Consider the following 20,253-nt stretch of genomic DNA (forward strand, 5'->3'; position numbering starts at 1 on the left):
TTCCGTTCCTTTGGATGGAGAGAGCCCTTTATGAAGAGATTGCCTATGCGGAAGATAAGGGAAGCCCTGCGGCTTCGGGCGGATGGATTTTCAGGCCGCCAGGTGGCGCAAAGCCTGTGCGTGGCCCGTGCGACGATTTCGGAATATTTTCGGCGCGCTGATCTGGAAGGTTTGAGCTGGCCTCTGTCTGCTGATCTGTCGGACGCCGACCTTGAGAACCGCCTGTTTCCCGTTTGCCCCGGCGATGTCCGTCGCGCGGTTCCTCAGCCTGTCTGGGCGCATGTGCATGCCGAGTTGCGGCGCAAGGGCGTGACGCTGTCGCTGCTGTGGGAGGAGTATCGCGGGGTTCATCACGATGGATACGGCTATAGCCGATACTGTGAGCTCTACACCCGCTGGGAAGGCAAGCTGTCTCCGGTGATGCGTCAGCGTCATCCTGCAGGCGAGCGGCTGTTTGTCGATTACGCGGGCCCGACAGTTGATGTTGTCTGCCCCAAAACGGGAGAGGTGCGCACCGCACAAATCTTTGTCGCGACGCTGGGAGCGTCCAATTACACCTATGTCGAAGCCAGCTGGACACAGGGCCTGCCGGACTGGGTATCCAGCCATGTGCGTGCCTTTGAGTTCTTCGGTGGCGTGCCTGCGCAGCTGGTTCCAGACAATCTCAAGGCAGGCGTCACCAAGGCCTGTTTTTATGATCCTGAGATCAATCGCACCTATGGTGATATGGCGGCACATTACGATACCGCCATCGTTCCGGCGCGGCCTGGAAAGCCGAAAGACAAGGCAAAGGTGGAAGGCGCTGTTTTGCTGGCCGAGCGCTGGATTTTGGCGCGGCTGCGCAACCAGCACTTTTTTGGCCTTGATGAGGTGAACGCTGCCATCCGGCCATTGCTGGATCAGCTCAACGGCAAAGTCAGTCGCCATCTTGGTGCAAGCCGCCGCGATCTGTTTGAACGCCTGGATCGGCCCGCTCTGAAGCCCTTGTCTATGGAGGCCTATGTTTATGCCGAATGGAAGCAGTGCCGCGCGGGCCTCGATTACCATGTCGATATTGGCCGCCATTATTACTCGGTGCCGCATCAGTTGCTGAAGCAAAAACTATGGGCAAGGATCACCGCACGCACCGTAGAGGTATACTTTAATGGGCAACGCGTTGCCTCTCACGCCAGAACCTCGGGCAATCGCCAGCACTCCACGATCCGCGATCACATGCCCGCCCATCATCGCTTCCGCGAGGATTGGACGCCACAGCGTATCCGCGGGCAAGCTGTGCGCATCGGCCCAAATGTTGAGGTCTTTGTCGATGTGATCATGCGCCAGCGCAAACATCCCGAACAAGGATACAGAACGTGCCTCGGTGTTTTACGGCTGGCCAAGACCTTCGGGCGGGAGCGCCTGGATGCCGCCTGTTTGCGTGCGCTTGAGATCAACGCCCACTCCTACACATCCCTGCATTCCATTCTGAAGAATGGTTTGGACCGTCAGCGCCGCGAACCCACCACGGACGGCCCTGCGATCACTCACCCCAATATCCGTGGTGCGGATTACTTCCATTGAAGAGGATAGAGAATGCTTGATCACCCAACGCTGGATCAGCTCAAAACACTCAGGCTCGACGGCATGGCAGAAGCCTTTGCCGAGATGCAAAAACAGGACGGCACAGCCGGGCTTAGCCACGCTGAATGGCTTGGGCTGCTCATTGATCGAGAGACCGCCAGTCGTGAGACGAGGCGATTTGAAAGCCGCATGCGTACAGCAAAACTGCGCCACGTCGGTGCCTCGCCGGAGGACGTGGATTACAAGTCGCGGCGCGGCCTCGACAAAGCCATGTTCCAGCAGATGCTGACCGGGCGCTGGATCAAGGACAAGCGCAACCTGATGATCACTGGCCCCTGCGGCGTTGGCAAAACATGGTTGGCCTGCGCTCTGGCGCAAGCCGCCTGCCGAGACGGTATCACTGTGCTGTACAAGCGCATGCCACGTCTCTTTGATGAATTGGAACTGGCCCATGGTGACGGACGCTTTCCGCGTCTGTTCAAGGCCCTTACCAAAACTCAACTGCTAATCCTGGACGACTGGGGACCGGATCGCCTCAATGCCAGTCAGCGTCGTGACCTTATGGAAATAGTCGAGGACAGATACGAGGTTGGATCAACCTTGATCACAAGCCAATTGCCCATCGACACCTGGCATGACGTGATCGGGGAACCCACCTTCGCCGATGCCATTCTCGATCGCCTCGTACACAACGCCTATCGCGTCGAACTCGACGGCCAGAGCATGAGGAAAACCAAACTCGGAACAGGTGACGAAAGCATCCAATCCTGATAACCAAATCATCAGGCCTCGCAGCCGCTATATAAGGGTGGCCGGATACCCCGGTTTAGGTGGCCGGATGTTATCGGAATGGCCGGCCGGATACTCCGGAATGCGCACCGAGCGATGTGGCCGAGAAGATGAAGGCTCTTGAGCGGGAGAACCGCGAGCTTCGCCAGGCCAACGAGATTTTGCGCAAAGCCTCTGCATATTTCGCGATGGCGGAGCTCGACCGCCCCTTCAAGCGATGATCTCGTTTATCGACGAACACCGAGGTGTGTTCGGGGTCGAGCCGATCTGCAGGCTGCTGCCGATTGCCCCTTCAACCTACTACGAGAATGTAGCCAAACGCCTGGATGTGGATTGCCTATCGATCCGCGCCCGCAGCGATATCAGCCTGAAGATCGAGATACGTCGTGTCTTCGAACAGAACTTCCGCGTCTATGGTGTTCGCAAAGTCTGGCGGCAATTGAAGCGTGAGGGCTTTGACGTGGCCCGCTGCAGTGTCGCCAGGCTTATGAGGGCTATGAACTTGCAGGGTATCATTCGAGGAAAGCCGATCCGCACGACGTTCTCGGACAAGACTGCTCCGAGCCCGCTTGACCGGGTTAACCGCCAGTTCAAAGCCCCCGCACCAAACAGACTGTGGGTTTCGGACTTCACCTATGGTGCGCCTCGCCCCAATCGGGGAGGCATATGACTGGAATGCAAAAGAGAAAGGAGGATGCGAATAATTGCCTGCCCTCTGCTGTAAGGGGCATGAGCCCAAGCGGCGGTGACCTGCCGTCAACTGGCAGGGTGACGTAGCCCGCAGGTAAAGGGGATTGAGGCGAAGCCGTTACGTCGAGATGGTTCCCGAGGCTGAAGTATTGGAAGGTTGAGGAACACGAACCGGTTAACCCGCATCTGAGGGCTGGAATGTCGCCTTCGCCTACACGGCTTAACAGGTGAAATGCTGATGATGGCGCGTGAGATGTACGCCAGCGTTATCCCAACACGGACGAATACGTAGGTTGTCCGTGGCAGCCATGGGGAGAATACAGCCAGACCATGGCATCGGCATCGACTTGCGGAAAGCAAGGGAAAAGACTGCGACCGGCAGCCTCACCAATACGCAGACGTCCAGCATATGAACGAGGGAAGGCATGATGGAATGACAACGATGTTCTGCGTCGCAAGGGAGTTGGCCCTGATGTCCATCATGTTGGCGGAGTTCTCATAGTAGTCCGCGGCAGGGAAAGCCTGTCACATGGCGAAGGGGAACAGTTCAAGCTGCTTGAAGTGCAAACTATCTGACCAAGCGAGGTGAAGACCTTTGATAATCAGCGAAATGCAGCACAAGCTCGCAACATGGGCCGAACGCGATCCAAACCGACGGTTTGATCGGCTTCTTCGGCTGATTGCTAACCGGGAATGGCTTGCCGAGGCCGCTCGTGTCGTTTTGGCGTCAAGTGGCGCACGAACGCCGGGCATAGACGGAATGGATAAGCAAAGACTGCAGGTCAAACTGGATCAGCATCTGGACGACCTGCGGACAAGCCTGCTGGAGGAGAGTTATCGCCCCCAGCCGGTCAAGCGCGTCTATATTCCGAAAGCCAATGGCAAGCTACGACCACTGGGTATTCCGACCCTGACGGACCGTATCGTTCAACGCGCCATGCTGATGGCCATGGAGCCGATCTGGGAGAGCGATTTCCATCGTTTATCCTATGGCTTCCGGCCGGAACGGAGCGTGCACCATGCCGTCCGCACCGTGAGGATACAGCTTCAGGATGGAGCCGACACGACGAGGGGCCGCTGGGTCATCGAAGGTGATCTCGCCAGCTACTTCGACACGGTCCATCACAAGCTGCTTCTGAAATGCGTGCGGCGACGGGTGCAGGACGGACGGCTCGTTGATCTTCTCTGGCGGTTCCTGAAGGCAGGCCACATCGACCGTGGCCTGTTCACAGCCTCAAGCGAGGGTGTTCCGCAAGGTGGCGTTCTGTCACCGCTCCTGTCCAACATCATGCTCCACGAGTTTGATATGTGGCTGGAGGCGAAATATCTGAACAAAAAGGCTCGTAAGGATCGCTGGGCATGGAACTTCGGCATCCAGCAAGGCAGGCCCATCACGGCTCGCGAGAACCGGCAATGGAAACCTGCCGTTGCCTATTGCCGATACGCTGACGACTTTGTCGTGATCGTAAAAGGAACCAAGGCTCAGGCAGAGGAAATCCGTGAGGAGTGCCGGGCGTTTCTGGAAGGTGAACTGAAGTTGACGCTGAACATGGAGAAGACCCATGTCACACACGTCAATGACGGCTTCGTTTTTCTGGGGCACCGGATCATCCGCAAGCGTGGGGCGCATGGACGGATGTCCATCGTCACGACGATACCCAAGGAAAAGGCCAAGGGGTTTGTCCGCAGGCTTACCGAAACCCTTTCCGGCAATCATAGTGTCAGTACGGTCGGCATGATCGCCAGTCTGAACCGCCAGTTGGTGGGATGGGCGGCGTTCTACAAGTTCACCGACTTCACGGCGTACGTATTCCGGCGCATCGATCATGTCGTGTTCTGGAAAATGGCGCATTGGCTGGGCCATAAATACCGATCTCGCATCAAACCCTTGATGCGGAAATGGTACCGGGTCCCGGAACCGGGCAAGGCGAAAACCTGGCTCGTGTTTGGTCGGACTGAACGCGGTGACCCCGTCGGAAAAGCGTTGAAACGGCTTGTCTCAAGCCCCAAGGCGCAATTCCGGTGGCGCAATCCGGAGACGAATCCGTACATCTTCCGGATTGAAGACCGCAGTACCGTCACGTCGCATTACCATGATGTTGCTATGGCCATGGGCCAAGCTTGAATGGAGAGCCGTATGCGCTGAAAGGTGCAAGTACGGTTCGGGGAGGAGAAGCGCATCTGCGCTTCTTACTCCACTCGCGACGTGGCAGGGCTTTGGTAATTACCCACCCCCTTGCCATGCACCACAATGTCTGAATCCATGATGATATGGATCGGACTGATTTGCAGCAGCTGAGCAAGGACGAATTGATCGAGATGGTGCTTCGGCTCCAACGGCCTTCCAAGGATTCTCGGACGTCTTCCAAGCCGCCCTCGACGGACAAGAAAGAGAAACGCGTCAACTCACGACCGGGTGGAGCCAAGCCCGGGCATGAACCCCACAATAGGGTGCTGGCGGATTTTGCCGACATGTTTCGCGATCATGAACCGACCGCCTGCAAGAGATGCGGCCATGCGTTTTCCGGTGATGATACGATGGTGCTGGCCGGGGCCTATGACGAGATCGATATTCCTGCGATCCGTCCTCATGTCACCCGGCATCGGCGTTTTTCCTGTCATTGCCCGCAATGCGGCACGACAACAAAAGCCACCGCACCTGCCGTGGCAACCGCAACGCCGTTCGGGCCAGGCATTCACGCGCTGGCGATCTACCTCAAGAGTTTCCATGCATTGTCTTACGAACGCCTGAGCGGTGTGTTCATGGATATCTTCGGCCTTAATGTGAGCGAGGGCGCGATCATGAACATGTTTTCCCGCTCCCGTCCGAGCTTCCAGGCCACAGCACAGGCCGCCAAGGCCAGCCTTCGAGCCGCCCGCGTTGTCGCCAGCGACGAAACCGGTGTGCGTATCGAGGGCACAAATGCCCAACACTGGGTTTTTCATTGCAAGGATGCTGTTGTCCACCAGCCCGATTACTCCCGTGCAGCACGGGTCGTTCACGAGACCATGGGCGGCCATGTCCCCGAGGTATGGATATCTGATCGGTATTCAGCCCAGCAATCTCACGGCCATCGACATCAAACCTGCCTTGCACATTTGGCGCGTGATACAGCCTTTGCGCTGGAACATGGCGAGGATGATCTCCCTCTTCGCTTCCAGCTTTGGTTTGGCCGTGTGTTTGATTTCGCCAGAGCCATAAGCACATTCGCTGCGTCTACCGTCGCAAGCAAGAAGCGCAAATTCGATAAACAGCTTGCCGGGCTTCTATGCGCCCCGACTTCGTGCGACCTGGCCCAAAAGCTCCAGGCCAAGATCGGGCGGGCCCGCGATCAGCTGCTGACGTTTTGCGACTATCCCGGAGAAGTCGATGTCACCAACAACACATCTGAGCGAAAGCTCCGTCCATGGGTCATTCAGCGAAAGGTGACAAACGGATATCGCGCCATGTGGGCCGCCCAAGCCGAGGCGGATGTACGCACGACCATCGACACCGCCCGCCTCAAAGGCGCAAACCCCTTCCAGGTCATCGCATCCGTCCTGGCATAGGCCGGTAGAAGAACCGGAAATCACGAATTCGGGGGTGGGTAATTACGGGCTTTGTCTACGTCGCTTTCGTCATCGATGTATTTGCGCGCCGGATTGTCGGATGGCGGGCAAGCCGCACAGCCAATGCTTGGTTTGTTCTGGATGCTTTGGAGCAGGCCATTCATCAACGCAGACCGGCACAGGACAAACTCGTTCACCATTCGGACCGTGGGTCGCAATATCTATCGATCAAATACACGGAACGGCTGGCCGAAGCCAAAATCGCACCTTCTGTCGGCAGCGTCGGGGATTCCTATGACAATGCATTGGCCGAGACAATCAACGGCCTGTTCAAAGCGGAAGTCATTCATCGTCGTGGCCCAGGGAGGAGCTTTGAAGCCGTCGAATACGCCACCCTCGAATGGGTCGACTGGTTCAACAATCGCCGCCTACTGGAACCGATCGGAAACATCCCACCAGCAGAAGCCGAAGCAAACTTCTACGCCGCTCTGGAAAGAGAAGACATGGCAGCATAACTTAAACCAAATAGCCTCCAGCACACCCGGGGCGTGTGTGGATGCCCCCTGTTTGGCAAGCTTTATCTTCGATTTTTCGGCGGGGTCTTCGATCGGACGTGTGTCAGGCCTCAGGTTGTGGCCTTCGATGACGCCACGGGCCGGTATGCTGTTCGGAAAGCTGGGTTCACATCGGTTCAGAGAGCTGCAAGCGCTCGAGCCCCGGGTCTGAATTTCCCTGCCTTGAACTTCGAAGTCCGTGTCGCGTACTCCTCGTCGATCGCTCACCCCGGCCTTGCGGCCATGTCGTGCCTTTTCCCTTCTCGGTTTCAGGTCACGCCATTCGATAATTCTCTTGCTTGGTCGACATGGCCCAGATCATTCGGGCCATCTTATTCGCCAGCGCAACGGCCGCGACCATCCTTGGCTTGCGTGCTACGAGAGCAGCGAGCCAGCGATTCGAACTGCCACCCTTTCGGACGACCCAGCGGATCACGCTCATCGCTCCGACGATTAGCAGTCGGCGGATGTCGGTCTGCCCCATCTTGCTGACCGACCCCAGCCTGGCCTTGCCCCCCGTGGACCTCTGCCGTGGCACCAGGCCGAGCCAGGCCGCAAAGTTCCGCCCACTGTCAAAAGTGTCGAGGTCGGGCGCAAACGCCGCCACGGCGCCTGCCGTCACGGGGCCGATCCCGGGGATGGTGCAAAGCCGCCGCAACTCACAATCTGTCTTCGATGTATCTTCCAACTCGTTTGCCAGCCGTTCGATCACGTCGGTCAGCCGCGCGATCTGCTCGAGATAAACCGCCCCCATCTCACGAACCGGGTCAGGCAGGTCGCTGCTCTCGTCCGCCAACGCATTCTCGAGTAGTTTCAGGCTCGCCGGTCCCTTCGGCGCCACCAGCCCGAATTCGGCCAGATGTCCGCGGAGCGCGTTGATGAGCTGCGTGCGCTGCCGGACCAAGCATTGATGGGTGCGGAACGCCACAGCACGGCCTTGGGTTTCGGCACTCTTCACTGCCACGAAACGCATGGTCGGGCGCATGGCCGCCTCTGCGATAGCCTCCGCGTCCGCGCGGTCATTCTTCTGGCGCTTGACGAACGGTTTCACATACGCCGCCGGCACCAGACGCACTTCATGACCGTGAGACTGCGCCATCCGGCCCCAGTGATGCGACGTGGCGCATGCCTCCATCGCGACTACACAGGCCGGCTGCTCGCCCAGAAGCGTCGCCAACCGGTTCCGAGACAGTGCCCGATTATACAGTACCCTCCCATCAGATCCGACCGCACAAGCCTGAAAGCTGCCTTTTGCTAAGTCGATTGCCAGAATGCTGATCTTCGATGTCATTGATGCGCCCTCCGCTCGGTGAATATAGAACCGTCTTGGTATACCCGATGCCGCTGGGTGGGGGCATCCACCGCATCAGTTCAACGGCTGACCGATGATATCATCGAACTGGCCGACAAGTACGGGCGCTATGGGTATCGCATGGTCACCGGTCTGCTGAACAACGCGGGCTGGCAGGTAAACCATAAGCGGGTTGAGCGCATCTGGCGGCGTGAAGGGCTGAAAGTGCCACAAAAGCAGAAGAAAAAGGGACGGCTTTGGCTGAACGACGGATCATGTGTGCGTCTCAGACCGGAACGGCCAAACCACGTCTGGTCCTACGACTTGGTCCAGGATCGAACCGCTGACGGCCGCGTCTATCGGACGCTGAATATCATCGACGAATACACCAGGGAGGCACTCATGATCCGCGTGGACCGCAAGCTCAACTCAACGGACGTGCTGGATGCTCTGACAGACCTATTCATCCTGCGCGGCCCGCCGGAATACATTCGGTCGGACAATGGGCCGGAATTTATCGCCCAGAAAGTGCGGGATTGGATTGCAGCTGTTGGAGCCAAGACGGCCTACATAGAGCCAGGCTCACCATGGGAGAACGGATACTGCGAAAGCTTCAACGCCCGGGTCCGCGACGAGCTGCTGAACGGCGAAATCTTCTACAGCCTAAGGGAGGCGCAAATCCTGATCGAGCAATGGCGTATCCACTACAACACCGTCAGGCCGCATAGCGCTCTGGGCTACCGCCCGCCCGCGCCGGAAAGCATTGTCCCGATGGACCAGACGCCTGACGTGCTCCCAATAAATTGGACCATTTGAAGCTGGAATTTTCCAATTATGATCCCTGTGGGGACAGAAGGAGAGTTCCATGAAGGCATCTAAGTTTTCCGAAGCGCAAATAGCCTTTGTCTTGAAGCAGGCTGAAGAAGGAGCCGCTGTCGCTGACGTGTGCCGAAAGGCCGGGATTTCTGACGCTACGTTTTACAATTGGCGCAAGAAGTATACAGGCCTGATGCCGTCGGAGATGAAGCGGCTGCGACAGCTGGAAGATGAGAACAACAGGCTGAAGAAGATCGTTGCGGACCTGTCGCTCGACAAAGCCATGCTCCAGGACGTGCTGTCAAAAAAGCTTTGAGGCCTGCCCGCAAGCGGGAACTTGTGGACAAGGTGATAGGCGACTGGAAGGTCTCGACACGCCGAGCTTGCTCGGCGCTGCAGATTGACCGGTCCCTCTACGTTTACAAGTCGAAGCGTTGCGAGCAGGCCGAACTAAAGCTGCGCATCAAGGACATCTGCCAGACGCGGGTTCGCTATGGCTACCGGCGTGTCCATGTCCTGCTCAGGCGGGATGGATGGCCGGTCAACCCGGATCTATCGCCTTTACAAGGAGATGGGCTTGCAACTCCGCAACAAGGTGCCCAAGCGCCGTGTGAAGGCGAAGCTCAGAGAAGACCGGAAGGACGCAACCCATTCCAACCAGGTCTGGGCAATGGATTTCGTTCATGACCAGTTGGCGACTGGTCGCAAAATGCGCATTTTGACGGTTGTTGATACCTTTTCCCGCTTCTCCCCCGTGGTTGATCCACGGTTCAACTACAAGGGAGAAGATGTGGTGCAAACCTTGGAACGCGTATGCCGAACGGTTGGCTATCCGCAATCGATCAGGGTCGACAATGGCAGCGAGTTTATCTCTCGTGACCTTGATCTGTGGGCCTACCAGAAGGGTGTCGCCCTCGACTTCTCCCGGCCTGGAAAGCCAACGGACAACAGCTTCATCGAATCTTTCAATGGCAAGTTTCGGGCGGAGTGCCTGAACACACACTGGTTCATGAGCCTTGACGACGCTCGTTCAAAATTGGAGGATTGGCGTAGAGACTATAACGAATTCCGGCCACACAGCGCGATCGGCAACAAGGTACCGATTTCGCTCATGAACGGCTCATCGGCACCCCCGCCGGCATGAGCCATAACCCCGGAAAATTCCAGCTCCAGCTGGACCAAAATTGGGGGGCACTTCACGCCCATGATGCACTAACAATCAAACCGGACCACCTGATGGGGGCACGCCACTGGAACTATCTCAAAGCAGCTGGATATGCGTCCGATTAAACGTACGGCGCTTTAAGAGTGGACCACGACCCGGCGGCGATGGGAATCCCTTAAGTGCGGGCGCGTAAGAAATCGCAAGGTTTTGGTGGGGTTCAGCACGAAACCTTGCGATTCCTGATACTTTGGAAACCAGAATAAAGGCGCCCCGTCAGATACTTACGGGAAAATCACAGGCGACCACCTATTTATCCTTCTGTGACGAACACAGGAGGGCTAGGGGATCTATACCGTGGAATTGTATCTGAAGGTCCGTCTGGCTTGTTCTGAAGCAATGAGCCGGCGTCAGGCTGCAAAACATTTCAACATATCGCGCGATTACCAACCTACTTTAACGCGAATTTCCTAAATTCAGGCGTCGCGCGAATTTGTTCGCGGCCTCGGATAGATGACCGACGATGTCGTCAACAGAATTGTTCACCAATCTATTGGAAGAGGCAGTCATCGCAACGCTATAGAACACCTCCTTTGTTCCGTTCGTAAATACCGGGCAGGCATAAGCCAGCATTCCTCGGTTTAATTCCTCATCGCAAACAGAATAACCCTTGGCACGAATTTCGGCATAATCGTTTAATATTTCAGCGATTTCAATTTTGGTGAATTCTGTAAACTTTTCGAGCTCGTCGGAGAGTGCCTCTTCTATAAGGCTCGCTTCCTGAAAGGCGAAAATTGCCTTTGCTGACGCGGCTGCATGAGGCGCCATTCGATGGCCTGGATAGTAATGTCCTCGGCGATCGCCGTGCACTGGCACGCGCCAATTGATAGCGTATACTTTAGCTCCGACAAGTCGGCACGCGTAAGACGTTTCATTGAGTTTATCAACTAATTCATCCAGTATTGGAGAAACCATTCGCGACAGAGTGTTTTCAGCAAAATTCATTTGCAATAATCGACCTAGTCTCGGCCCAATTATGAACGCCTTTCTACTGCTTCCTCGCGGAACTACGAGTTCTACATCAACAAGCATATTAACCAGCCGGTAGACAGTCGGTCGAGGAAGAGAGAGCAAGTCACTGATCTCATTCAGGTATAGGCCATCGGCTGCGCTCGAAATGGCCTCGAGAATTTTGACTTGCCGTTCAAGGAGGGTGTCGCGTTTTTCGCTCGAGTTGTTCATGAATTGAGAGCAAGTGACATTGAGAGGTGGACAGACCTTAGTGTGTTGCTGATCGTTTTCATCGAGTTTTTTGCACTTTGTCGCTAAATGCGGACGATGTCCGATTTTCCATTGAGAGGCAAGTGCGGGTTTCGTTTTTCATGTGCGATACCGATTGACGTGCCTCCAAGAATTTTGACCGTTTGCCGCTGGAGTTTTTTTCATGATCCAAGCGAGCACAGAAGGAGAGAGTGTCCGGTCTTCTGTGTAACTGCGCTTTGGTCCATGCTTCCTGAGAGGAGCAAGGACGATGACGCATTGTGTTGCGGTAAGGATCAGCGTTGGTTTGGTTGCTGGGCCTATGCCATCTTCATCCGTGACACTCTGCCCCCACGTTCGCCACGTAGCAAGGGTTCAGGTATATTGAACCCCAAAGGACAACTTCAGCTTTTAAAGGCACACAAGGAAAATGTTTGATGTTCGGTCAAAACCGTCGCCTTGCAACAGAGCATACAATAAATGCGATACGCCCCGTTATCGCTATTGTGCAACATTACCAAGGCTTACCACCGCGATTCTGGCAAGATGATTTTGTCCTTGGCTTTGTCGGGTTTCTTATCGGATTTCACGCAACTTTCTATTGTAGATATGCCGTTACTCGCGGGACATTTCCTTTAGCCTCCCAAATTTGGGAAGAAGGAGATGTTTATGAACAAGGATCAGCGCGAGATACAGCGCAAATTGCGGATACTTCGATATGCCGATGAAATTGGTAGCGTTGTGAAAGCATGCCGCTATTTTGGTGTTGGCCGTTCAAGTTTCTATCGTTGGCGCCAAGTTTATGCTGAACGCGGTGAGGCTGGTCTGATCAACGCACCGCCGATCCCCAAGTGGCATGCCAATAGAACGTCCCCTGAGCGTGAAGAAAAGGTGCTTTATCTGCGCCGCAAATATCACCTCGGCCCGATGCGGATTGTTTGGTATCTTGCGCGTTACCACGACATCAAGATGTCTGACGCCACCGTTTCGCGCATCTTGCGCCGCCATGGTCTAAACCGGCTGCCGCGCGGAACAAGGATGCTCAAGGTTCACACAAAGCGGTATCAGAAACGGGTTCCTGGACACCACATCTAGATGGACGTCAAGTTCCTGACATTCATAGGACAAAAGGGCGAGAAAGTACGGCGGTTCCAATATACCGCGATTGATGATGCGACGCGTGTGCGGGCGCTCAAAGTCTATGAAAAACACACCCAGGCCAATGCGATCGACTTCGTTGATCACATCATCGAAAAATTCCCGTTCAGGATCCGGGAAATCCGCACGGACAACGGACATGAGTTTCAGGCGAAGTTCCATTGGCACGTCGAAGACCTTGGCATCCGGCATGCATATATCAAACGCGGCACACCGCAATTGAATGGCAAAGTCGAACGGTCACACATGTCGGATGGTCAGGAGTTCTATCAACTCCTAAGCTACAAAGGCGACGTCGATCTCGAAGCCAAACTGGACGAATGGGAACGCTTCTACAATTTCCACAGGCCGCACGGCGCACACAACGGAAAAACGCCTTACGAAGCCCTCAGAGAAAAGCTATAATCGGAAATCGAGATGTCCCACGGGTAACCGCACCTTACAGTCGGTTCGATCAAAGCGGAACCAGCGCGGGTCGCGCCATTCCAGCCGGTCTGGCCGCCATTGCCCTTCCGAGATGTCCCAGATGATGTAAGCAAACGAATAGCCCTTGCCGACGGCGTCGAGCATGTCGAACAGCTCGTCGGCCAATTCATCGCGCTTGATCCATTCGCGCACGGCTTCAGTCTGAGCCTCGTGAAGGAGTCGTCGCAGACCGCCTCGACAGTAATTGACCTGAGCCCCTAAACTTCCTCCAGAATTTGGTAGAGTCCGTCACGACAAGGAGACGGACGGATGAAACGTTCACGGTTCACGGAAGAGCAGATTATCGGGATATTGAAGGAGCAGGAGGCGGATCTGCCGACTGCTGAGGTTTGCCGCAAGCACCTAGGAGTTTGAATCAGGAACGGCGCAATCTGCCCCAATTAGCTGGTATGGCCGATTCCTATCGCTGATGGTGACGAAAGCTGCTGGATGCATTCAATGAGCATTGAAGTGAAGTGCACGCCTAAAAAGATAATTTCGATTATTCCAGATAAAGCAATAACTTAGTGACAAGATGTGGCGGAGAGAGAGGGATTCGAATTGTTCCCCGCACACGGGTGAATGAACCGCAATGAGACACGCCAAGGGGCTGTGGAAACAATCTCGTCATCGACATAGATGAGGTGGATGAGAAGGTGGATCAAAACACCATCAAACAAGATTACCATAACAATATCGGTAACTTACGAAAACAAATGGTGCTGCCGGAGAGATTCGAACTCTCGGCCTCTCCCTTACCAAGGGAGTGCTCTACCCCTGAGCTACGGCAGCCCTTTGCGTCGGATCCGGAATGTTGACGCCTTGGCGCCTATTCGTCTCCGTGTCACGCTTGTGCAGTTTCCGAGTGGATGAAAACGACTGAAGCGGCCCGCTATTGCCACAGCTTGGATATGAGTGCAAGCACAAACGGGCGATTGGTGAGGCAGTTTTGAAATTGCCTGTGCGAGACTGGTTCACGGGCCTGAAAACCGGCCCCGCCGTAGCGCCATGTGGATTGGCGGGCGGGCCGGACAAGCCGCGCGCATTCAGCGATGCGGCTGAAACGGTACTGGCCGGCTAACGGCCCATTGCGCTGTCTCTTCACCTCAAGCGGTTTTTGCGCTATCGGAGGCTGGTCATGACCGAAACAAAATCGCCAAAACCCCAAGCCGCAAAACACGGGACCCCACAATACGGGACCGAAGCAGAACGCCAGGCTGCCAGCCGCGCCGCGCGTCGTGCCGAGCAACTGCGCGCCAATTTGCAGCGGCGCAAATCCCAGACCCGCGCCCGCCGCGATGGCGGTGCCGACGAGACCGACGGCCTGCCGGCTGCCCGTGATGAGGGTGGCAAAGTCGATTAACCTGACGCTGGTCCTTCGTGTTGCCGCATTCCCGAGGATGGTCTAAACAGCGCCGCAGTAATTTCTCAGGAACCCGCCGCCAGCACAGGGGCTCGGTCCGAAACCCACGAGGACAGCATGGATCGCATCAGGATCGTTGGCGGAAACCCGCTCAATGGCGTCATTCCGATTTCCGGCGCCAAGAACGCAGCCTTGCCGCTGATGATTGCCTCGCTGTTGACCGATGACACGCTGACGTTGGAAAACCTGCCGCATCTGGCCGATGTTGAGCAGCTCCAGCGCATTCTCGGCAATCATGGCGTCGATATCGCCGTGGTCGGCAAGCGCGAGAATCAGGGCGGGGCCTATGCCCGCACGGTGCATTTCACCGCCCGCACCATTGTCGATACCACCGCACCCTATGAGCTGGTGTCGAAGATGCGCGCCAGTTTCTGGGTCATCGGCCCGCTTCTGGCCCGCATGGGCGAAGCCAAGGTCTCATTGCCCGGCGGTTGCGCCATCGGCACACGGCCGGTGGACCTGTTCATTGACGGCCTCAGGCAGCTGGGCGCCGAGATCGAGATTGAAAGCGGTTATGTCAACGCCCGCGCCCCCAAGGGGCTGATCGGAGCGCGCTACGTGTTTCCCAAGGTTTCCGTTGGCGCCACCCATGTGTTGTTGATGGCGGCAACTCTGGCCAAGGGCCAGACGATCATCGAGAACGCGGCGCGCGAGCCCGAAGTGGTCGATCTCGCCAACTGCCTCAACGCCATGGGCGCGAAGATTTCCGGCGCCGGCACCTCGACGCTGGTGATCGATGGCGTGGCATCGCTGTCGGGCGCGCGCCACCGGGTGCTGCCCGACCGAATCGAAACCGGCACCTACGCCATGGCCGTGGCGATGACCGGCGGCGATGTGCTGCTCGAAAACACCTCGATGGATTTGCTCGAAAACGCGCTCCTGGCCGTGCGCCGCACCGGCGTCGAGATCACGCCCGAAGCGGGCGGCATCCGCGTTCGCCGCAATGGCGGGGATATCTTGCCGGTCGATGTGACAACCGATCCGTTTCCCGGTTTCCCGACCGATTTGCAGGCGCAGTTCATGGCGCTGATGAGCCGTGCCAATGGCGTCTCGCACATCACCGAGACGATCTTCGAGAACCGTTTCATGCACGTGCAGGAACTGGCGCGGCTGGGAGCGAAGATCTCGCTGTCGGGCCAGACGGCGACGGTGACCGGGGTGCCGCAACTGCGCGGCGCGCCGGTGATGGCAACCGATCTGCGCGCTTCGGTCTCGCTGGTGATTGCCGGCCTGGCAGCCGAAGGCGAGACAACCGTCAACCGGGTCTACCATCTTGATCGCGGTTTCGAGCGGCTGGAAGAGAAACTCACCAATTGCGGCGCCATCGTCGAACGCATCAGCAGCTGACGCGTTTGGCAGAGGCGGGGCCGGGGAAATGCCACGCTCTCAACCATCGCCGCATTGCGCTTTGGCCTTGGCGCACTTACCTTGCAGTGCAACAAGCGCTCGCACATGCTCCGGCGGGTGGCATCGCAAACCTGGAAAATCCGAGGAATTCATGGACAGTCTGAAACTGATGGCGCTTGACGAAACCGATCTGGCCGTGATCTCCGCTTGCCTGCAGGACGCAGTATTCAAGACCGGCGACACCGCCTTTTTCGGCAAGGATCGCAGCTTCACCCTCGAGGCCAACCGCTTCGTCTGGGAAGAGGGGAAAACCAAGAAAACCTTTGAGCGCCGGCGTGCCGTGCTGGTGATCAAGCAGGTTGATGCGGTCAAGTCGCGCGGCGTTGATCTCAAAGACACCGACAAGGTGCATTCGCTGCTTGCGCTGCAGTTTCTGGCTGGCGAAGAAGCTCCGGCCGGTGTTATCGAACTGGTTCTGGCAGGCGACGCCACAATCCGGCTCGACGTCGCCTGCATCGAGGTGCAAATCGCCGATATCGGTGGCGGCTGGGAAACGAAATTCAAGCCGCGCCATCCGGTCAGCGGTTAAAGCAGACACGTTGGTATGACAAAGGGGCAGGGGCATTGGTACTGAGGCTTGATTACCGGCAATCGGATTTTGAATCCCGATTCGCAGCGTTCCTGACCACCAAGCGCGAGGTCTCCGAAGACGTCGAGACCGATGTGCGCGTCATCATCAACGAAGTGCGGGCGCGTGGCGATGCGGCCCTGCATGATTTTTCCAAACGCTTTGACGGAATCGACACCCGCACCCTCGGACTGGCGGTCACTGCCGATGAAATCGAGGCAGCCTACCAGGCGGCCGATAAGGACGTGATCGCGGCGCTTGAACTGGCCCATGACCGAATCGCCAGCCATCATCGCCGACAAATGCCCGAGGATGACCGCTACACCGATGCGCTGGGCGTCGAGCTCGGCTCGCGCTGGACCGCGATCCAGGCCGTTGGTCTCTATGTGCCGGGCGGCACCGCCAGCTATCCGAGTTCGGTGTTGATGAATGCGGTGCCCGCCAAGGTGGCCGGCGTCGAGCGCATTGTCATGGTGGTGCCGGCGCGTGACGGCGCGCTCAACCCGGTGGTGCTCGCCGCCGCCCGCATCGCCGGCGTTAACGAGATCTACCGGATCGGCGGCGCCCAGGCGATCGCAGCGCTTGCCTATGGCACCGAAACCATCCGTCCGGTGGCCAAGATTGTTGGCCCCGGCAACGCCTGGGTGGCCGCAGCCAAGCGGCAGGTGTTTGGCACTGTCGGCATCGACATGATCGCCGGTCCGTCCGAAGTGCTGGTGATGGCCGATTCTGACAACGATCCCGACTGGATCGCCGCCGATCTGCTGGCTCAGGCCGAACACGATGTGGGTGCCCAGTCGATTCTGATGGCCTGCGACGCGGGCTTTGCCGATTCGGTCGTGGCCGCCGTCGAGCGGCAGCTTTCAACGCTCAGCCGCTCGGAGACGGCACGCCGCAGCTGGGCCGATTTCGGGGCCGTTATCCTGGTTCCCGACTGGCAGGCAGCGATCCCGCTGGCCGACCGGATAGCCGCCGAGCATCTCGAGATTGCCACCAGCGATGCCGAGGAATTGGCCGGGCGCATCCGCAATGCCGGCGCCATCTTCATTGGCCGGCACACGCCCGAAGTGATCGGCGATTATGTCGGTGGGTCCAACCATGTCCTGCCGACGGCGCGTTCGGCGCGGTTTTCTTCGGGGCTTTCGGTGCTTGATTATGTCAAGCGCACCTCGATTCTCAGGCTTGGAGCCGAGCAGTTGCAGTCTCTCGGCCCGGCTGCCATAACATTGGCCCGGGCAGAAGGGCTCGACGCCCACGCACGGTCGGTGTCGATCAGGATGAACCGCTGGGATGGAGGCCGGGACCGGGAATGACGACGGCGGACACGCAACGGCTCTCTGACGTCGTTCTCGATGAGACCATCGGGCGTGCCACGCCGGATGTGGAGCATGAGCGTGCGGTCGCCATTTTCGATCTGATCGAGGAAAACAGTTTTGAGCCGGCTGGCCACAATGATGGGCCCTACAAGCTCAAACTGTCGCTGGTCGATGCCAAGCTGGTGTTTTCGATCTCTGATCAGAACGATGTCCCGATCGCCGCGCATATCCTCTCGCTGACGCCGTTCCGGCGCATCGTCAAGGATTACTTCATGATCTGCGAAAGCTATTACGAGGCGATCAGGTCCTCGTCGCCGAGCCAGATTGAGGCCATCGACATGGGCCGCCGCGGCATCCACAACGAGGGCTCGCAGACGCTGATGGATCGGCTGGATGGCAAGGTCTCTATGGATTTTGATACCGCGCGGCGGTTGTTCACGCTTGTCTGCGTGCTGCACTGGCGCGGATAGAGGACACAATGGCGGACCCCGCGCCTGCCCATGAGAAAACCACTCCTGGTGCGATTCTGTTCGTGTGCGGGATGAATTCCATCCGCTCGCCAATGGCCGAGGTCATCGCCCGCTCGATATTACCCGCTGGTACCTATATCACCTCCGCAGGTGTCCGCCCCGGTGAGCGCGATCCGTTTGTCGACAAGGTGCTCGACGAAATTGGCCTCGACCTCGGCGAGCGCCAGCCGCAGGCGCTTGACGAGCTTGCTGACGATTATTTCGATGTAATTGTCACGCTGGCGCCGGAAGCCCACCACCGGGCGCTCGAAAGGACTGGTAGTACCGCCGTTGAGGTGATCTACTGGCCAACACCGGACCCGACTGTCGTTACCGGCACACGGGACCGCATTCTTGACGCCTACCGCGAGGTACGCGACATGCTCAGGCAGCGGATCGGCTCTGGCAAGGGTTGGTCACGCGAGCCGCTGGGCCCCTGAATCTATTTTGTTCACAAAGCGGTCGTCTTTGTGTAGGTTCCGACCAAAATTCGGGCCCGCGCATCATGTGCCCGCCCTTAAACGAGAAAGACAGACACTGAATGGCGAAAGAAGAAGTTCTTGAATTTCCGGGCGTGGTCACCGAACTGCTGCCGAACGCAACCTTCCGGGTAAAGCTTGAAAACGAGCATGAAATCATCGCTCACACTGCTGGCCGGATGCGCAAGAACCGCATCCGCGTGTTGGCAGGCGACAAGGTGCTCGTTGAAATGACACCCTACGATCTGACGAAAGGCCGTATCACCTATCGCTTCAAATAAGCGATAGGTGTGACGCCACCCCATGGCCAGATCGCAAAAACTGATCCTCGCCTCCGGTTCGCCGCGCAGAGTTGAACTGCTCGGCCAGGCGGGCATCGTTCCCGACCGGCTGATGCCGATGGATCTCGACGAAACGCCGCATCGCAGTGAACATCCGCGCTCGCTCGCGCGGCGGCTTTCGCGTGAGAAGGCCGAGGCTGCGCTAACCCAGACCGGCAATGACCCGGCCTGGCGCGACGCTCATATTCTCGCCGCCGATACTGTCGTCTCGGTTGGCCGCCGGGTGCTGCCCAAGGCCGAGCAGATAGATGAGGCGTCGAACGCGCTCTATCTGCTGTCGGGCCGCAACCATCGAGTCTTCACCGGTATTTGCCTGGTTACCCCGGATCACAAGATCCGTCAGAAGATCATCGAAACCCGGGTGCGCTTCAAGCGGCTCTCGCAAGTCGAGATCGAAAGTTATCTGGCTTCGGGCCAGTGGCGCGGTAAGGCCGGTGGCTATGCCATCCAGGGGCTTGCCGGCACGTTCGTGGTCAAGCTGGTCGGCTCCTACACCAATGTCGTGGGCCTGCCGCTGTACGAAACTGTCGGATTGCTGACCGGCGAAGGCTATGACGTGCATTTCAAATGGCTTGAGGGCTGAGGCAATGAACGACGCCAAGGTAACCCCACTGCGCAAGGCGCAACCCTGTCCGGAATGCGGACGACCGTCGACACGCGACAATTACCCGTTCTGCTCGGATCGCTGTCGCTCCGTCGACCTCAACCGCTGGCTGGTCGGCGGTTACGCGATCCCGGTCACCGAGGTCGGAGAAAACCAGGACGAGGACCAGGACGACCGCGGCTGAGGCAGCCGCTGTGGCGCTTTTTCGTGAATCGCTGCTTGGGTGTGCTTTTTGGGCTCCGTGCCGGGCCTTGTGCCTCAGCGCTGACGACTGCGAGAGACCGGTGCGTCGGGTATCGATATTACGAGCCC

Annotated in this window: 17 protein-coding genes, 1 tRNA gene, 5 pseudogenes and 1 other annotated feature; of the genes and pseudogenes, 19 read left to right on the forward strand and 4 right to left on the reverse strand. The window is 57.6% G+C overall.

Annotated features, from left to right (window positions below; genetic code table 11):
* The first annotated feature begins 30 nt into the window (after positions 1-30).
* The 6 genes and pseudogenes from istA to OEG84_RS19490 form a co-directional block, all read left to right on the forward strand.
* Positions 31-1,560 carry an IS21 family transposase gene (istA, locus tag OEG84_RS19465; RefSeq protein WP_267652423.1) on the forward strand — a complete coding sequence of 510 codons (1,530 nt, stop codon included), beginning with the start codon at positions 31-33 and terminating at the stop codon, positions 1,558-1,560.
* A 12-nt stretch (positions 1,561-1,572) separates the two neighbouring features.
* Positions 1,573-2,331 (forward strand): IS21-like element helper ATPase IstB, encoded by a 759-nt coding sequence (gene istB / locus OEG84_RS19470; protein WP_267652424.1) that lies wholly within the window; start codon positions 1,573-1,575, stop codon positions 2,329-2,331.
* 110 nt (positions 2,332-2,441) lie between these two features.
* Positions 2,442-2,992: pseudogene (locus OEG84_RS19475) on the forward strand (IS3 family transposase); the annotation flags it as partial.
* Positions 2,525-2,641 (forward strand) — a sequence feature (AL1L pseudoknot). Its footprint overlaps the pseudogene before it by 117 nt.
* 657 nt (positions 2,993-3,649) lie before the next feature.
* The gene (ltrA, locus tag OEG84_RS19480; protein ID WP_425602927.1) at positions 3,650-5,164 is read left to right on the forward strand and encodes a group II intron reverse transcriptase/maturase; all 1,515 of its coding nucleotides are present in this window, start codon (positions 3,650-3,652) and stop codon (positions 5,162-5,164) included.
* A gap of 146 nt (positions 5,165-5,310) precedes the next feature.
* On the forward strand, positions 5,311-6,588 hold the full coding sequence (gene tnpC, locus OEG84_RS19485; RefSeq protein ID WP_267651873.1) for an IS66 family transposase: 1,278 nt from the start codon (positions 5,311-5,313) through the stop codon (positions 6,586-6,588).
* A gap of 47 nt (positions 6,589-6,635) precedes the next feature.
* Positions 6,636-7,103 (forward strand): annotated as a pseudogene (locus OEG84_RS19490) (DDE-type integrase/transposase/recombinase); the annotation flags it as partial.
* 313 nt (positions 7,104-7,416) lie between these two features.
* On the opposite strand, the gene OEG84_RS19495 reads toward OEG84_RS19490, so the two are convergent.
* Positions 7,417-8,433 carry an IS110 family RNA-guided transposase gene (locus OEG84_RS19495; RefSeq protein WP_267655263.1) on the reverse strand — a complete coding sequence of 339 codons (1,017 nt, stop codon included), beginning with the start codon at positions 8,431-8,433 and terminating at the stop codon, positions 7,417-7,419.
* 18 nt (positions 8,434-8,451) lie between these two features.
* On the opposite strand from OEG84_RS19495, the gene OEG84_RS19500 reads away from it, so the two are divergent.
* Together OEG84_RS19500 and OEG84_RS19505 are read left to right on the forward strand one after the other, a co-directional pair.
* On the forward strand, positions 8,452-9,249 hold the full coding sequence (locus OEG84_RS19500) for an IS3 family transposase (protein ID WP_425602874.1): 798 nt from the start codon (positions 8,452-8,454) through the stop codon (positions 9,247-9,249).
* A 49-nt stretch (positions 9,250-9,298) separates the two neighbouring features.
* A pseudogene (locus OEG84_RS19505) lies at positions 9,299-10,393 on the forward strand (IS3 family transposase).
* A 474-nt stretch (positions 10,394-10,867) separates the two neighbouring features.
* Here OEG84_RS19505 and OEG84_RS19510 read toward each other — a convergent pair.
* A complete protein-coding gene (locus OEG84_RS19510) occupies positions 10,868-11,653 on the reverse strand; it encodes an IclR family transcriptional regulator (RefSeq protein WP_267655264.1) in 786 nt (261 codons plus the stop codon).
* 687 nt (positions 11,654-12,340) lie between these two features.
* Here OEG84_RS19510 and OEG84_RS19515 point away from each other — a divergent pair.
* Positions 12,341-13,234, forward strand: a pseudogene (locus OEG84_RS19515) (IS481 family transposase).
* On the opposite strand, the gene OEG84_RS19520 reads toward OEG84_RS19515, so the two are convergent.
* Entirely contained in the window at positions 13,229-13,447 is a 219-nt protein-coding gene (locus OEG84_RS19520; protein ID WP_267655266.1) for a phage portal protein family protein, read from the reverse strand. The pseudogene OEG84_RS19515 and the gene OEG84_RS19520 overlap by 6 nt on opposite strands.
* A 117-nt stretch (positions 13,448-13,564) precedes the next feature.
* Here OEG84_RS19520 and OEG84_RS19525 point away from each other — a divergent pair.
* Positions 13,565-13,657: pseudogene (locus tag OEG84_RS19525) on the forward strand (transposase); the annotation flags it as partial.
* Positions 13,658-14,011: 354 nt separating this feature from the next.
* Here the strand turns inward: OEG84_RS19525 and OEG84_RS19530 are convergent.
* A tRNA-Thr gene (locus OEG84_RS19530) sits at positions 14,012-14,086 on the reverse strand.
* A gap of 346 nt (positions 14,087-14,432) precedes the next feature.
* Between OEG84_RS19530 and OEG84_RS19535 the strand changes: the two genes are divergently transcribed.
* The 9 genes from OEG84_RS19535 to yacG all read left to right on the forward strand — a co-directional run bounded on the left by OEG84_RS19535 (position 14,433) and on the right by yacG (position 20,125).
* Positions 14,433-14,657 (forward strand): hypothetical protein, encoded by a 225-nt coding sequence (locus OEG84_RS19535; RefSeq protein ID WP_267655267.1) that lies wholly within the window; start codon positions 14,433-14,435, stop codon positions 14,655-14,657.
* Positions 14,658-14,774: 117 nt separating this feature from the next.
* Positions 14,775-16,064, forward strand: a complete 1,290-nt coding sequence (gene murA, locus OEG84_RS19540) for a UDP-N-acetylglucosamine 1-carboxyvinyltransferase (protein WP_267655268.1) — start codon at positions 14,775-14,777, stop codon at positions 16,062-16,064.
* A gap of 151 nt (positions 16,065-16,215) precedes the next feature.
* A complete protein-coding gene (locus tag OEG84_RS19545; protein ID WP_267655269.1) occupies positions 16,216-16,653 on the forward strand; it encodes a DUF2948 family protein in 438 nt (145 codons plus the stop codon).
* Between the two features lie 35 nt (positions 16,654-16,688).
* Positions 16,689-18,005: a histidinol dehydrogenase gene (gene hisD / locus OEG84_RS19550; protein WP_267655270.1), complete on the forward strand. Its 1,317-nt coding sequence runs from the start codon at positions 16,689-16,691 to the stop codon at positions 18,003-18,005.
* On the forward strand, positions 18,002-18,478 hold the full coding sequence (locus OEG84_RS19555; RefSeq protein ID WP_267655271.1) for a UPF0262 family protein: 477 nt from the start codon (positions 18,002-18,004) through the stop codon (positions 18,476-18,478). Before hisD ends, OEG84_RS19555 begins: the two co-directional genes overlap by 4 nt.
* 8 nt (positions 18,479-18,486) lie before the next feature.
* The gene (locus OEG84_RS19560; RefSeq protein ID WP_267655272.1) at positions 18,487-18,957 is read left to right on the forward strand and encodes an arsenate-mycothiol transferase ArsC; all 471 of its coding nucleotides are present in this window, start codon (positions 18,487-18,489) and stop codon (positions 18,955-18,957) included.
* Positions 18,958-19,058: 101 nt separating this feature from the next.
* Complete coding sequence (infA, locus tag OEG84_RS19565; RefSeq protein ID WP_004435948.1) at positions 19,059-19,277, forward strand: translation initiation factor IF-1; 219 nt, start codon at positions 19,059-19,061, stop codon at positions 19,275-19,277.
* A gap of 22 nt (positions 19,278-19,299) precedes the next feature.
* Positions 19,300-19,920 carry a Maf-like protein gene (locus OEG84_RS19570; protein ID WP_267655274.1) on the forward strand — a complete coding sequence of 207 codons (621 nt, stop codon included), beginning with the start codon at positions 19,300-19,302 and terminating at the stop codon, positions 19,918-19,920.
* Between the two features lie 4 nt (positions 19,921-19,924).
* Positions 19,925-20,125, forward strand: a complete 201-nt coding sequence (gene yacG / locus OEG84_RS19575; RefSeq protein WP_267655276.1) for a DNA gyrase inhibitor YacG — start codon at positions 19,925-19,927, stop codon at positions 20,123-20,125.
* The last annotated feature ends 128 nt before the right edge of the window (positions 20,126-20,253 follow it).

The organism is Hoeflea algicola (genome assembly GCF_026619415.1).
GTDB classification, from domain to species: domain Bacteria; phylum Pseudomonadota; class Alphaproteobacteria; order Rhizobiales; family Rhizobiaceae; genus Hoeflea; species Hoeflea algicola.